This is a genomic window from Muricoccus pecuniae (genome assembly GCF_014199205.1).
Lineage (GTDB): Bacteria > Pseudomonadota > Alphaproteobacteria > Acetobacterales > Acetobacteraceae > Roseomonas > Roseomonas pecuniae.
The window spans coordinates 152,008-165,039 of record NZ_JACIJD010000007.1; the positions used below are offsets into that span (position 1 = coordinate 152,008).

Consider the following 13,032-nt stretch of genomic DNA (forward strand, 5'->3'; position numbering starts at 1 on the left):
CATAGGTTAGGGCGGGGCCGCGGCAGCCGCGCCATCCGTGCGGCCCGCCACGCGCGGGGCGCTCCTCCACGCGAATTCCAGGCGCGCACGCGAGTTCCAGGCGCGCTAATTCAGGGAATGGTGATCTGGCATGGCTGACAATCTGCCGTCCGAGCAGGGCATGAAGGCCGGTATGGGCGGGGAGGCGAGCGGGCTCTCCCGGTTGCCGGCGCCGGTGGCGGGATCGTCCGGCTCCCCGGCCCGCGGAACGGCCGGGGACGGGCCCGTGGTGGTCATCACCGGGGCGTCCAGCGGCATCGGCCGCGCAACGGCACAGGCCTTCGCGAAGCGCGGCGCCTCCCTCGTGCTGGCGGCGCGGCGGACCTCCATGCTCGAGGATGCCGTGCGCGAATGCGAGGCCCTCGGCGGCACCGCCATCGCCGTGACGACCGATGTGACGCATGAGGATCAGGTCCAGGCGCTCGGCCAGCGGGCGATCGAGCGCTTCGGACGCATCGACCTCTGGTTCAACAATGCCGGCGTCGGCTGCTTCGGCCGGCTGGAATCCATCCCGATGGATGCCTGGAAGCGCGTCATCGAGACGAACCTCTTCGGCTATGTCCACGGCGCGCGGGTGGCGATGCTGCAGTTCCGCAAGCAGGGCCACGGCACGCTGGTGCAGAACGCCTCCATCGTGGGCGAGACGGCCAAGCCCGACGGCACGCCCTATGCCACGAGCAAGTTCGCCATCCGCGGCTTCTCCGAGGCGCTGCGGCAGGAGGTGCTGGACCAGCCGGCGATCCGGATCTGCACCGTCATGCCCTCGGTGATCGACACGCCCTTCTTCCAGCACGCGGCCAACTTCAGCGGCCGCAACGTGCGCGCCGCCCCGCCGGTCTACACGCCGGAAGAGGTGGCGGAGACGGTGGTGAGCCTTCTCTCCCGCCCGCAGGCGGAGGTGATCGTCGGCGGCTTCGGCAAGATCGCGGCGGCGCAGAAGCGCCTCACCCCCGGCCTGACCACCTGGATGACGGGGCGGATGCTGCATACCGGCTTCCTCTCCTCCGGACCGAGCGAGGACACGACGGGCGCGCTGTTCGACACCTATCCCGACGGGCGCGGCGTGACGGGGGGCTGGCGCCAGAACCCGGAGAGCGGGGGCGCGCCGCTGGCCATGGCCACCTCCCTCGCGGCCATGCCGCTGGAATGGGCCGCGCTGCCCTTCCGCATGATGGATGCCGGGCTGACCGCCAGCTTCCGCTTCATGGAAGCCGTCATTCCTCCGGGCCCGCCCGGGCCGAAGTCGAAATAGGGAAGGGCCGCCCGCGGCCTCTCCTGCCGGGCGCGGCGGCGTCAGAAGCCGTCTGCCGCCCGGCCCAGCAGCGCGACCACCTCCGCGTCCCCGGTCTGCGTGAAGTCGCCGTAGTGCAGGCCCACGGCGCCCAGGCTGTGTGGGGCCTCCAGGATCACCGCCTCGTCGCAGAACCCGCGCAGCGCCTCGGCCAGATCGGCCTGGGCGACCGGCACGGCCAGCACGATGCGGCGCGGGGACCGGGCGGCGAGCCCGCGCAGGGCCGCGCGTATCGTGGCGCCGGTCGCCACGCCGTCATCCACCACCACGGCGGTGCGGCCCTCCAGCGGCACGGGCGGGCGGCGGGCACCGAGATAGGCCGCCCGCCGTCGGGTGATCTCGGCGCGCTGCCGCTCCGCCTCCTCCGCCAGCCAGGCGTCGCTGACGCGGAGCTCGCGCAGGATCCTCTCGTTCAGCACCATCTCCGGCGGCGTGCCCTCCACCAACGCGCCGATGGCGAGCTCGGGCATGCCGGGCGCGCCGAGCTTGCGGACGAGGAGGAGGTCGAGCGGGGCGCCGAGCCGGAGGGCGATCTCGAAGCCCACGGGAACGCCGCCGCGGGGCAGGGCGAGCACCACCGGCCTCTCCCCCGCCAGATGGGCCAGGCGCCCGGCGAGCGCCCGGCCGGCCTCGGCGCGGTTGAGGAAGGTCATGCTCGCCCCGGATGCATGGCGGGCCCGGCCGCGTCAGCGCGGCTGGACGCGGGGATCGCCCCCGGGGGTTCCGGGCGGCGGGATCACGGGGGTGGTGCTCGGTGCCGGCTCCGGCACGGGCGCGCGGATGCCGGGATCGAGCCCCGGGGGCGGCGGGACCACGCCCCGCGCGGTGCCGCCGCCCAGCGGCGCCTGCGTCGCCGCGCCGCCCGTCGCGGGGGTGTCCGGGGCGCCTCCCCCGTTCCTCTGCGCCGCCGCTGTCCCGACGGAGAGGAGGAGAAGCGAGAGCAGCGTCGCGCGCCACACCGGCGCGGCGCCGCGGCGCCGCGTGACGGGACCGCCCGCATTTCCGAACCGCATCCGAGCGCCCTCCTTCCTTGCCGGCCAAGCGGCCCTGATGCCGCATGGGGGGAACGTGCGGCCCGGCCCCGCGTTCCCGGGAAAGGCGCTGCGACTCTTTGAAAGATGGTGCGTTCAGCCCCTTATCGCCGGACCGTGCAGGGGAGGAGCGTGTGCCGGACGACGACCCGGCTCCTGCGGTGCGGCCCCTGGCCCGGACGCGGCCCGCAGGGAAGGACGCAGCATGCCCGACACGATCCCGACCGCCTCCCTTCCCGCGATGATCGGCGCGGCGGCCGAGCCGCTGCCCGATCCCGACGATCCCTCCTTCGGCGCCTTCTTCGACCGCTTCGCTTCCGCGCGCGTGGTGCTGCTGGGCGAGGCGAGCCACGGGACCTCCGAGTTCTACCGCGCCCGCGCCGCCATCACCCGCCGGCTGGTCGAGGCGCACGGCTTCACCATCGTGGCGGTGGAGGCGGACTGGCCCGATGCCGCCACGGTCAACCGGGCGCTGCTCGGCCGCCCCGCCGTGCCCGGCGCCGAGCGCCCCTTCGCCCGCTTCCCGACCTGGATGTGGCGCAACACGGATGTGGCAGCCTTCCTCGTCTGGCTGCGCGGCTGGAACGCGGCGCGGGGGGAGGGGGAGCGGACGGGGTTCTACGGGCTCGACCTCTACAACCTCTCCGCCTCGGTCGAGGCCGTGCTGCGCTATCTCGACGGGGTCGACCCGGAGGCGGCGCGCGTCGCGCGGGAGCGCTACGGCTGCCTCATGCCCTGGATGGAGGAACCCCAGGATTACGGCCGCATGGCGCTGACCCGCGGCTTCGCTCCCTGCGAGGAGGGAGCGGTGAAGATGCTGCGCGAGCTGGTCGAGCACCGCGCCGATTACGGCGACGGCGAGAGCTTCCTCGATGCCGAGGCGAGCGCGCGGCTGGTGCGCGACGCCGAGGCCTATTACCGCGCCATGTACTACGGCGGCGCGAAGAGCTGGAACCTGCGCGACACCCACATGTTCGAGACGCTCCTCTCCCTGCTGGAGGCGAAGGGACCCGGCGCGAAGGCCGTGGTGTGGGCGCACAACTCCCATATCGGCGATGCCTCCCGCACGGAGATGGGCATGGATCGCGGTGAGCTGAATCTAGGCCAGCTCTGCCGCGAGCGCTTCGGGGCGGAGGCGGCGCTGGTCGGCTTCGGCACCCATACCGGCACCGTCGCCTGCGCGACCGACTGGGACGAGCCGATGGAGGTGAAGCGCGTGAATCCCTCGCGCCCCGACAGCTACGAGCGGCTGGCGCATGACAGCGGCGTGCCGCGCTTCCTGCTGGACCTCCGCGCCGGCGTCCACGACCCCGTGCGCGAGGCGCTGGCGGAGAAGCGGCTGGAGCGCTTCATCGGCGTGATCTACCGGCCGGAGACGGAGCGGTGGAGCCACTACGTCGGCTGCGTCCTGCCCGAGCAGTTCGACGCGCTCGTCTGGTTCGACGAGACGCGCGCCGTCACGCCCCTGCCCGTTGCGCAGGAGAGAGGCGGCGGGGAGGACACCTATCCCTCCGGCCTCTGACCGGGCGCGGGCGCCTTGACGCCGACCCTCCATCCCCGCCTGCTCAACGGGCGGGGTGGCGACCCAGGTGTCTATGTCGAGGCGCTGCACCATCCCGGCGCCGTCCTGCTCGATTGCGGGGACCTCTCGGCGCTCTCGCCGCGGCACCTGCTGCGGGTGGAGCTGCTGGCGGTTTCCCACGCGCATATGGACCATTGGGCCGGCTTCGACCGGCTGCTGCGCCTGCTGATCGGGCGGGAGAAGCGCCTCGCCGTCGTCGGGCCGGCGGGCTTCGCGCAGCGCCTGTTCCACCGTCTCGGGGCCTATACCTGGAACCTCGCCCACCGCATCCCCGCCGACCTCGTCTTCGAGGTGACGGAGGTGACGGGCGGCGCGGAGATGCCGCGCACCCGCCTGCGCCTCCACAACGGCTTCGCGCGGGAGGAGCTGGCGCCGCTCCCCGCGGAAGCTGATGGCACGGTCCTGCGGACGGGCCCGCTGCGCCTGCGCGCGGCGGTGCTCGACCACGGCACGCCCTCCCTCGGCTTCGCGCTGGAGGAGGGGCTGCACCTGAATGTCTGGCGCACGCGGCTGGAGGCGCAAGGCCTTCCCGTCGGGCCCTGGCTCGCCGGGCTCAAGGCGGCGGTGGCGGAGGGGCGGCCGGACGACCACCCCGTTGCCGTCTTCGCCCGCCCCTCCGGCGCGCGGGAGGCGGCGGTGATGCCGCTGGGCGAGCTGCGGGACCTTGTCTCCGTCACCCCCGGGCAGCGCCTCGCCTATCTCACGGACTTCGCCGACACGCCGGGGAACCGGGAGGCGGCCATCGCCCTCGCGCGCGGCGCGGACATCCTCCTCATCGAGGCGCCCTTCGCCGCCGCCGACGCGGCCATCGCCCTCGACCGCCGGCACCTCACCACGCGTGCTGCGGGCAAGATCGCGCGCGCGGCGGGGGCGAGGCGGGTCGAGCCCTTCCACTTCTCCCCGCGCTATCCCGGCGGGGAGGCATGGCTGCTGGCCGAGGTGGCGGAGGCGGCCGGCGGGCGGGTCGCGCCGGGAGGGGAGATCCTCCTCTCCGGCGGCTGAGGGGTCCTAGTCCCCGGCGGGCTCGTCCCGGCTGTGGACCTCGGCGGGCGGGGTGGTCGCCTCGACCGCGGTGAACTCCTCCAGGATGCGGTAGCTGTGCTCCGACCCCTTGGGCACGACCCAGGAGGTGCCGGGGTGCAGCAGCACGGCCTGGCCCTCGATCAGCAGCTCGGCCTGGCCGGAGATGACGTAGCCGACCGTCTCGTAGTCCCGCCGCACCGGGGCCTTGGACTCGCCCGGCGCCTCCCGCTCCCACAGCCGCATCGAGAGCGAGCGCCCGTTGGCGAGGTATTTCTGCCCCTCCGGCCCCTTGGGCGAGTAGGCGCCATCCACCTTGATCACGGTCGTGTCGGGCATGCGTCGCTCCTGGGCGGGTTCGCGCCTCCCGGAGAGGGGCGGGCGCCGATGCCCGACCCAAACACGCGGCAGGGGCGCCGGTTGCGGCCGGGCGGGCCGGCTGCCCGGGCTCGCACGGCGTCCGCGACAACGGGCGTCGCTGTCGAGCCGGCCACCCGCGCCGCGGCCGCCTGACCCCGCCCGAGGGGCGGGCGCGGCCCCCCGAACCCTCCCGCGGGCGGCCCGGTGACGCCGGGGAGGCCTCTCCCGCGTTCCCTTGCGATAGCGGAAGGGGTGCGCACTTCCCTGGGCAAGCGGGGAGAAATCCCCGAAGGACACCCCTCTTCCCGGATCAGGGGCCTCCCCGCCCAGGAGCAGGGGGAGGGCAGGAGGCAGGCGCGCATGGTGGCGATCACGGAATCCCTCGTCCGTCTCGGGCTGACGGCCCGGGACAAGGAGGACGCCATCCGCCAGACCGCCGCGATCCTGGCGGGGGAGGGCAGCGTGGATGCCGGCTACGGCGACAGCATGCTCGCGCGGGAGCGGCAGGTGCCGACCTATCTCGGCAGCGGCATCGCCATCCCCCACGGGCTGCGCGGCGATGCGGGCATGGTCCGCCGCACCGCCGTCGCCGTCGCGCAGTTCCCGGGCGGCGTGAGCTGGGGGGACGACCAGACCGTCCACCTCGCCATCGGCATCGCCGCCCAGTCGGACGAGCACGTGCAGGTGCTGGCGGCCCTGACCGGGGTGCTGCAGGAACCCGCCCTGGCGGAGGCGCTCGGACGCACCCGCGACAAGGGGGAGATCCTGCGCGCCCTCGGCGGCGCGGCGCCCGCGGCACCGGCCCGGCCCGCGGCCCTGCCCGATGACTACGACCACCGCGCGAGCGCCGGGATCACCGGCCATGCCGGCCTTCACGCCCGCCCGGCCACCGCCTTCGCCACCCTGGCCAAAGGCTTCGCGGCCGAGATCCTGGTGGGGCACGGGGGCAAGCTGGCCAACGGCAAGTCCATGGCCGCCCTGCTGACCCTCGGCGCCGAGCGCGGGGCCGTGCTGGAGATCGCGGCCCGCGGGGCGGATGGGGCGGCGGCCGTGCGCGCCCTGGCCGAGGCCGTGGCGGGCGGCCTGGGCGACACGGACGAGCCGGAGGAGCCCGCCCCCGCCGCGCGGGCCGTCGCGGCGGTGCCCTACCGGGGCGCGGCGCGGCGGGGCGTCGCGGCCTCGCCCGGCCTCGCCATCGCCCGCACCCACCGCCTGCGCCACGCCGCGCCCCCCGCCCCGGCGGAGGAAGCCCCGGCCGGCGACCCGGCGGGGGAGGCGCAACGGCTGGGGGCGGCACTCGCGCGGGCGCATGAGGAGCTGCGGGCGCTGCAGGCAGAGGTCTCGGCGCGCTCCGGCTCGAAGCAGGCCGCGATCTTCCTCGCGCATCAGGAACTGGTGGACGATCCCGAGCTGGTCGGCGCCGCCCGGGCGCGGGTGGCGGCGGGCCTCTCGGCCCCCGCTGCCTGGCGGGCGGTGACGGAGGCGCGGGCGAAGGAGATGGAATCCCTCTCCGACAAGCTGCTGGCCGAGCGCGGGCGGGACGTGCGCGATGTCGGCACGCGGGTGGTGCGCATCCTCTCCGGCGCGGCGGAGGCCCCCGGCCTCGCCCTGCCGGACCATCCCGTGATCCTCCTGGCCGAGGACCTCGCGCCCTCCGATACGGCGGGGCTGGACGTGAAGCGCGTGCTCGGCCTGGCGACCGCGCTGGGCGGGCCGAACTCCCACACCGCCATCCTCGCCCGCGCCCTCGGCCTGCCGGCGGTCGCCGGGCTGGGGGAGGGGATCCTCTCCATCCCCGACGGCACCGAGGCGGTGCTGGACGGCGATGGCGGCGTGCTGCTGCCCGAGCCGGACGCGCATGACCGCGCCCTCGCCGAGGCCGCGCGCACGGAGAGGCAGGCCGCCGATGCCGAGGCGCGGGAGGCCGCCTACCGGCCCGCCTTCACCCGGGACGGGCGCCGGCTGGAGACGGTGGCCAATATCGGCACCCCCGCCGAGGCCGCCGCCGCCGTGGCCGCGGGCGCCGAGGGGGTGGGGCTTCTCCGCACCGAGTTCCTCTTCCTCGACCGCGAGGCCGCCCCCGACGAGGAGGAGCAGTTCCAGGCGCTGCACGCGATGACGGAGGCGCTGCGCGGCCTGCCGCTGATCGTCCGCACCCTCGACATCGGCGGGGACAAGGAGGTGCCCTATCTGCGCCTGCCGCGGGAGGACAATCCCTTCCTCGGCATCCGCGGCCTGCGCCTCTGCCTCGCCCGGCCGGACCTGTTCCGCCCCCAGCTCCGCGCCATCGCGCGCGCGGCCCGGGCGGCGCCGGCGGGGGCGGTGAAGGTGATGTTCCCCATGGTCGCGAGCCTGGAGGAGTACCGCGAGGGCCGCGCCGCGCTGGAGGCCGTGCGCACCGAGCTGGGCGCCCCGCCGATGGAGGTGGGCATCATGGTCGAGGTGCCCTCCGTCGCCACCATGGCCGACGTGCTGGCGCGGGAGGTGGATTTCTTCTCCATCGGGACGAACGACCTGACGCAGTACGTGCTGGCGATGGACCGCATGCACCCCGCCCTGGCGACGAAGGCGGACGGGCTCCACCCCGCCGTGCTGCGGCTGATCGGGCAGGTCGTGCGGGCCGCCCATGCCGAGGGGAAGTGGGTCGGCGTCTGCGGCAATCTCGCCGCGGAGCGCGAGGCCTGCGCCATCCTGGTGGGCCTCGGGGTGGACGAGCTCTCCGTCAGCCCGCCCTCCGTGCCGGAGCTGAAGGCGCGCGTGCGCGGGTTGCGGATGAGCGACGCTCGGCGGCTGGCGGAGCGCGCCCTCGCCTGCGGCACGGCCGCCGAGGTGAGGGCGCTCGCATGAGGGGCGTCGCGACCGTCACGCCGAACCCGGCGCTGGACCTGACGACCCGCCTCAGTGCCCTGGTACCCGGCGCGGTGAACCGGGTGCGCGAGGCGCAGGAGGATCCCGGCGGCAAGGGGATCAACGTGGCGGGCTTCCTCGCTTCGCAGGGTGCGAGGGTGCCGGTGCTGGCGACGGGCTGGCTGGGCGAGGCGAACGCCGCCGCCTTCCGCGCCTTCCTGGCGGCGGGCGGCATCGCGGACCGCTTCCTCCCGGTCGCCGGCAGCACGCGGACGAATGTGAAGATCGTCGAGGACGACGAGCGCGTGACCGACCTCAACTTCCCCGGATTCGCGGTGGACGCGGCGGCCGAGGACGCTCTGGCCGCGGCCGTGCGGGCGACGGCGGCGGAGTGCGGCTGGGTGGCCCTCTGCGGCTCCCTCCCGCGCGGGGCCTCGCCGGGGCTGCACGCGCGGCTGCTGGGGGAGGCCCGCGCGGCCGGGGCGAAGGTGCTGCTGGACGCCTCCGGCCCGCCCTTCGCCGCCGCGCTCGGGGCGGGGCCGGACGCGATCAAGCCGAATGGCGAGGAGCTCGGCGAGCTCCTGGGCGAGCGGGTGGCGGGCGTGGCCGATGCCGCCGCCGCCGTGGGGCAGGTGCAGGCGCGCGGGGTGGGGACGGTGATCGTGTCCCTCGGCGCGGAGGGCGCGGTCTTCGCCGAGGGCGACGCGCGGGTCCACGCCGTCGGGCGCCCGCGCGCCCTCGTCTCCACCGTGGGGGCGGGGGACGCGATGGTGGCGGGCTGGCTGATGGGCACGCTGCGGGGGCTGGACCTGGCGGGCAGGGCGAGGCTGGCGACGGCCTTCTCCCTCGGCGCCCTCTCCACCCTCGGGCCGCGCCTGCCCGATGCGGCGGAGATCGCGGCGTTGGCGGAGGCGGTCGAGGTCGAGGCCCTGCCGGATGCGGCTTAGGAATGGGAAGGGGCGTTTGAGATGAGCAGGATCCTGGCCCTGACGGCGTGCCCGTCCGGCACCGCGCACTCGGTCATGGCGGCCGAGGCGCTGAAGAAGCAGGGCGCGCTGCTGGGGCACGAGGTTGAGGCGCGGGTGGTCGACCCCTCCGCGGGCCCGGGCGCCTGGCCGGACGCGGCGACGCTCCTCGCGGCCGATGCCGTGGTGCTCGCCACCGACACGCGCCTGGACACCGGGCCGCTGGGCGGGCGGCCGATGCATGTGACGAGCACGGCCTCCGCGATCCGCGACCCCGCCGGGGCGATCCACGCGGCGCTGGCCCTGGGCGGCGCGCCCGCGGCGGCTCCAACTCCGGTTTCGGCGGGTGTCGTCCTGGACCCCGTCGTGCCGGCGCCGGCCGGCGCACCGGGCGAGGGCGCGGCGCGGGTGGATGCGGGCGCCGTCTCGGCGCCGGGGAGCGCGACGGGACCAGCGGCGGCACCGGGCGGCACGAAGCGCCTCGTGGCGATCACCGCCTGCCCCACGGGCATCGCCCACACCTTCATGGCCGCCGAGGCGCTGAAGCGGCAGGCCACCGCCATGGGCCATGAGATCGCGGTGGAAACCCAGGGCTCGGTGGGCGCGAAGAACGTGCTGACCGAGGAGCAGATCGCCCGCGCCGATGCCGTCATCATCGCGGCCGACACGGCGGTGGACCTCTCCCGCTTCTCCGGCAAGGCGCTGTACCAGACCGATACCGGCTCGGCCCTGAAGAAGGCTCCGGCGGTGATCGAGGCGGCGCTCGCCACCGAGGCCCCGGCGGCCGCGCCTGCCGCCGCCCGGGCCGCGCCGCCGGCCGCGCGGGCGGGCGGGAAGGGGGGCTCCGGCCCCTATAAGCACCTGCTGACCGGCGTTTCCTACATGCTGCCCGTGGTGGTCGCGGGCGGGCTGCTGATCGCCCTCTCCTTCGTTTTCGGCATCGAGGCCTTCAAAGAGCCGGGGACCCTCCCGGCCGCGCTGATGCAGATCGGCGGCGGCGCGGCCTTCCTGCTGATGGTGCCCGTGCTCTCGGGCTTCATCGCCTATTCCATCGCGGACCGCCCGGGGCTGGCGCCGGGGCTGATCGGCGGGCTGCTGGCGCAGCAGCTCGGCGCCGGCTTCCTCGGGGGCATCGTCTCCGGCTTCATCGCGGGCTACTCGGCGCGGCTGATCGCCGACAAGGTGAGGCTGCCCGAGGGGATCCAGGGGCTGATGCCCGTGCTGGTGATCCCGCTGCTCGCCACGGCGATCACGGGGCTGCTGATGGTCTATGTCGTCGGCGCGCCGATGAAGGGAATCCTGGAGGGGCTCACCGCCTGGCTCGGCGGCATGTCCTCCACCAATGCCGTGCTGCTCGGCGCGCTGCTCGGGGCGATGATGTGCTTCGACATGGGCGGGCCGGTGAACAAGGCGGCCTATGCCTTCACCGTCGGCCTGCTCTCCTCCTCCTCCTTCGGGCCGATGGCCGCGACCATGGCGGCCGGCATGGTGCCGCCCCTCGCCCTGGCGCTCGCCACCTTTCTCGCGCCGCGCAAGTTCGTGGCCTCAGAGATCGAGGCGCGGCAGGCGACGGGCGTGCTGGGCCTCTGCTTCATCTCCGAGGGGGCGATCCCCTATGTGGCGCGGGACCCGCTACGGGTGATCCCGACGATGATGATCGGCGGCGCGGTGACGGGGGCGCTCTCCATGCTCTTCGGCTGCACGCTGCGGGCGCCGCATGGGGGCCTCTTCGTGCTGCTGATCCCGGGCGCGGTCGGGAACGTGGCGATGTACCTCGCCGCCATCGCGGCGGGGACGGTCGTGGCGGCGGTGCTGGTGGCCGTGGCGAAGCGGCCGGCCGTGGAGGTGGTAGGGGCGGCCTGACCGCCACCCGCCGAAGGGCGGCGCGCAGCCCTGGAGAGCCGATCGGGCGCATCAAGGACGGCCAGGCATCCTCGGTCCCGTGGCCGCCTCCCGATCCCGGCCTTCCCCGGCATTTCACCGTGCCGGGGTGGCCGGGCGGTTCTGCCCAGCGCGAGTCCACCCGGCGCGACGGCGGGTGTCAGAGCCAGGCCTCTCCGTCCCAGTGATGCGCCATCCAGCGCGCGCGCCCTTCCTCCACCACGATCCGGTTGTAGGCGTTGGACTCGCCCCTCAGCCGGGTGGAGGTGGCGGAGCCGGCCTGGAGGACGGTGAGCGCCTCGCCCTCCTCGGCGCGGATGAGATGCGTGTTGTGGTAGCCGACATGGAGATGGCCCGAGAGCACGAGGCGGACGCCGCCGCGCGCGAGGTCGCGCAGCGCCCGCTCCCCGCGCTTGACCGTGGGCGTGCCCGGTCCCTCGGGCGGCGCCAGGAAGGGATGGTGCGCGACCACGATGCGGAACCGTCCCTCCTCCAGGCGGCGCAGGCGGCGCAGGAGGCGCAGCAGGCCGGCGCGGGGGATCTTCCCGTTCTCCCACTGCAGGTGCAGCCCGCCGCGGGACACGGTGTTGAGGCCGATCACCTGGATCTCCTCGTCCTCGAACATCGGCTCCGTCTCGTCGGCCACCATCCCGCGCCAGCGGCCGAAGGGATCGAGGAACCGCTCCCAGGGGTAGTAGGCGGTGATGTCGTGGTTGCCCGGCACGGCGAGCCAGGGAGAGGTCAGCCCGTTGAGGAAGTCGCGGGCGGCGCGGTACTCGTGGCGCCGCGCGCGCATGGTGAGGTCGCCGGAGACGACGACGAGATCGGCGGGATCCTCGTTCAGCCGGGCGAGCAGCGCATCGGTGGCGCGCTTGTCCACGCGGCAGAAATGCAGGTCCGAGATGTGGTCGATCCGCCTCATCCCCGCCCCGCCACCGACGCGCCGCCGGCCGCCTGTGTTCCCGCCGTGGCGAGGGCCGGGGAGGGGGTGGCCGTCTCGGGCCGCCCCTCCTCCTCGGCGATGGCCGCCTCCCCGGGGGGAGCGAGAACCATGAGGGCGCGCGGGCGAAGGCTGTAGCGCAGGGGCGTCCGCAGCACCGCCGCCTCGCCGTCATTCATCGTCAGCATGCTGTGCCGGCGGGAGTAGATGGTGAAGGCGGGGGAGGAGAGGATGGCGATGTCCCCCAATTGCCGCCACCGCCCGAGCGCCATCGCGATCAGCATCTTCGCGGCCCAGCCGAGGGAGAAGCTGCGGGTCACGTAGAGGTAGAGCGCACCGCCATCGAGGCGGGGGCGGTGGAACATCACGCCCGTTCCCTCCTCATAGCCGTTGTTCACGACCGACATGGCGCGCGTCCACACCCGCCAGGGCCTGTTCCAGCCCGGCGCGTTGACCATCAGCCGGCGCGGGCGCTGCCGGAGTAGGGCGCGGATGGCCGCGAGCACGACGCGGACGGTGGCGTAGAAGCCCCCCCTGCGCCGGAAGCGCTGGCGCGCGCGGCCGACATTGTTGGTGATGCCGATCACCGACTGGCAGAGGAAGACCTCGCCATTCACCTCGCCCACATCGATGGCGCGCGGCGAGGAGCGGCCGAGGATCTCGGCGGCCTCCAGCGGGTCGAGAGGGATGCCGAGGTCGCGGGCGAGGAGGTTCAGCGTCCCCAGCGGCAGGATGCCGAGGACGCGGTCCGTTCCCGCCAGCCGGGCGCCGATGCTGCGGATGGAGCCGTCCCCGCCGCCGATGATGACGATCGGGGCATCGGTCGCGATCGCGGCCTCCACCCGGCCGCCCATGTCGGCGGCCGCGTCCTCCCCGATGACGGTGAGGTCGAAGCCCGCACGGCGCAGCGCCTCCTCGATCAGCTCCGGCAGCTCGGGCCGCCCGGCCAGCGTGCCGGCGCGGTTGTTCAGGACCAGTGCGGCCCGCCTCATGCCCTGCCGATCATCCGCGTTCCGGTCCGTCATTGCGCCGGGCGAACGCGGCGGCGCACAGGGGGGTTGCCGCCCGGACGGAAA

11 protein-coding genes are annotated in these 13,032 nt (G+C 74.8%); 6 read left to right on the plus strand and 5 right to left on the minus strand.

Going from position 1 to position 13,032, the window contains the following annotated elements:
- The first annotated feature begins 130 nt into the window (after positions 1-130).
- Entirely contained in the window at positions 131-1,291 is a 1,161-nt protein-coding gene (locus FHS87_RS09470) for an SDR family oxidoreductase (RefSeq protein WP_184516846.1), read from the plus strand.
- Positions 1,292-1,332: 41 nt separating this feature from the next.
- Here the strand turns inward: FHS87_RS09470 and FHS87_RS09475 are convergent, their stop codons facing one another.
- Together FHS87_RS09475 and FHS87_RS23720 are read right to left on the minus strand one after the other, a co-directional pair.
- Entirely contained in the window at positions 1,333-1,983 is a 651-nt protein-coding gene (locus FHS87_RS09475) for a phosphoribosyltransferase (protein ID WP_184516849.1), read from the minus strand.
- A 33-nt stretch (positions 1,984-2,016) separates the two neighbouring features.
- The gene (locus FHS87_RS23720) at positions 2,017-2,343 is read right to left on the minus strand and encodes a hypothetical protein (RefSeq protein WP_246418277.1); all 327 of its coding nucleotides are present in this window, start codon (positions 2,341-2,343) and stop codon (positions 2,017-2,019) included.
- Between the two features lie 223 nt (positions 2,344-2,566).
- Between FHS87_RS23720 and FHS87_RS09485 the strand changes: the two genes are divergently transcribed.
- Together FHS87_RS09485 and FHS87_RS09490 are read left to right on the plus strand one after the other, a co-directional pair.
- Entirely contained in the window at positions 2,567-3,883 is a 1,317-nt protein-coding gene (locus tag FHS87_RS09485) for an erythromycin esterase family protein (protein WP_246418278.1), read from the plus strand.
- 15 nt (positions 3,884-3,898) lie between these two features.
- Positions 3,899-4,945 carry an MBL fold metallo-hydrolase gene (locus FHS87_RS09490; RefSeq protein ID WP_184516853.1) on the plus strand — a complete coding sequence of 349 codons (1,047 nt, stop codon included), beginning with the start codon at positions 3,899-3,901 and terminating at the stop codon, positions 4,943-4,945.
- 6 nt (positions 4,946-4,951) lie between these two features.
- Here FHS87_RS09490 and FHS87_RS09495 read toward each other — a convergent pair whose 3' ends face one another.
- Positions 4,952-5,302, minus strand: a complete 351-nt coding sequence (locus FHS87_RS09495; protein WP_184516855.1) for a cupin domain-containing protein — start codon at positions 5,300-5,302, stop codon at positions 4,952-4,954.
- Between the two features lie 381 nt (positions 5,303-5,683).
- Between FHS87_RS09495 and ptsP the strand changes: the two genes are divergently transcribed.
- Genes ptsP through FHS87_RS09510 form a run of 3 tightly spaced genes read left to right on the plus strand, consistent with a single transcriptional unit; the run spans position 5,684 to position 10,998 of the window.
- Complete coding sequence (gene ptsP / locus FHS87_RS09500) at positions 5,684-8,170, plus strand: phosphoenolpyruvate--protein phosphotransferase (protein WP_184516858.1); 2,487 nt, start codon at positions 5,684-5,686, stop codon at positions 8,168-8,170.
- Positions 8,167-9,117: a 1-phosphofructokinase family hexose kinase gene (locus FHS87_RS09505; RefSeq protein ID WP_184516860.1), complete on the plus strand. Its 951-nt coding sequence runs from the start codon at positions 8,167-8,169 to the stop codon at positions 9,115-9,117. Before ptsP ends, FHS87_RS09505 begins: the two co-directional genes overlap by 4 nt.
- A gap of 21 nt (positions 9,118-9,138) precedes the next feature.
- Positions 9,139-10,998: a fructose-specific PTS transporter subunit EIIC gene (locus FHS87_RS09510; RefSeq protein WP_184516863.1), complete on the plus strand. Its 1,860-nt coding sequence runs from the start codon at positions 9,139-9,141 to the stop codon at positions 10,996-10,998.
- Positions 10,999-11,176: 178 nt separating this feature from the next.
- Here FHS87_RS09510 and FHS87_RS09515 read toward each other — a convergent pair whose 3' ends face one another.
- The gene (locus tag FHS87_RS09515) at positions 11,177-11,938 is read right to left on the minus strand and encodes a metallophosphoesterase family protein (RefSeq protein WP_184516866.1); all 762 of its coding nucleotides are present in this window, start codon (positions 11,936-11,938) and stop codon (positions 11,177-11,179) included.
- Positions 11,935-12,948: a diacylglycerol/lipid kinase family protein gene (locus tag FHS87_RS09520; RefSeq protein ID WP_184516869.1), complete on the minus strand. Its 1,014-nt coding sequence runs from the start codon at positions 12,946-12,948 to the stop codon at positions 11,935-11,937. Before FHS87_RS09520 ends, FHS87_RS09515 begins: the two co-directional genes overlap by 4 nt.
- Positions 12,949-13,032: the final 84 nt, after the last annotated feature.

Excerpts from the sequence above, each read along its gene's own strand:
- FHS87_RS09470 (WP_184516846.1), top strand. The coding sequence starts at position 131 with ATGGCTGACAATCTGCCGTCCGAGCAGGGCATGAAGGCCGGTATGGGC.
- FHS87_RS09475 (WP_184516849.1), bottom strand. The coding sequence starts at position 1,983 with ATGACCTTCCTCAACCGCGCCGAGGCCGGCCGGGCGCTCGCCGGGCGC.
- FHS87_RS23720 (WP_246418277.1), bottom strand. The coding sequence starts at position 2,343 with ATGCGGTTCGGAAATGCGGGCGGTCCCGTCACGCGGCGCCGCGGCGCC.
- FHS87_RS09485 (WP_246418278.1), top strand. The coding sequence starts at position 2,567 with ATGCCCGACACGATCCCGACCGCCTCCCTTCCCGCGATGATCGGCGCG.
- FHS87_RS09495 (WP_184516855.1), bottom strand. The coding sequence starts at position 5,302 with ATGCCCGACACGACCGTGATCAAGGTGGATGGCGCCTACTCGCCCAAG.
- ptsP (WP_184516858.1), top strand. The coding sequence starts at position 5,684 with ATGGTGGCGATCACGGAATCCCTCGTCCGTCTCGGGCTGACGGCCCGG.
- FHS87_RS09505 (WP_184516860.1), top strand. The coding sequence starts at position 8,167 with ATGAGGGGCGTCGCGACCGTCACGCCGAACCCGGCGCTGGACCTGACG.
- FHS87_RS09510 (WP_184516863.1), top strand. The coding sequence starts at position 9,139 with ATGAGCAGGATCCTGGCCCTGACGGCGTGCCCGTCCGGCACCGCGCAC.
- FHS87_RS09515 (WP_184516866.1), bottom strand. The coding sequence starts at position 11,938 with ATGAGGCGGATCGACCACATCTCGGACCTGCATTTCTGCCGCGTGGAC.
- FHS87_RS09520 (WP_184516869.1), bottom strand. The coding sequence starts at position 12,948 with ATGAGGCGGGCCGCACTGGTCCTGAACAACCGCGCCGGCACGCTGGCC.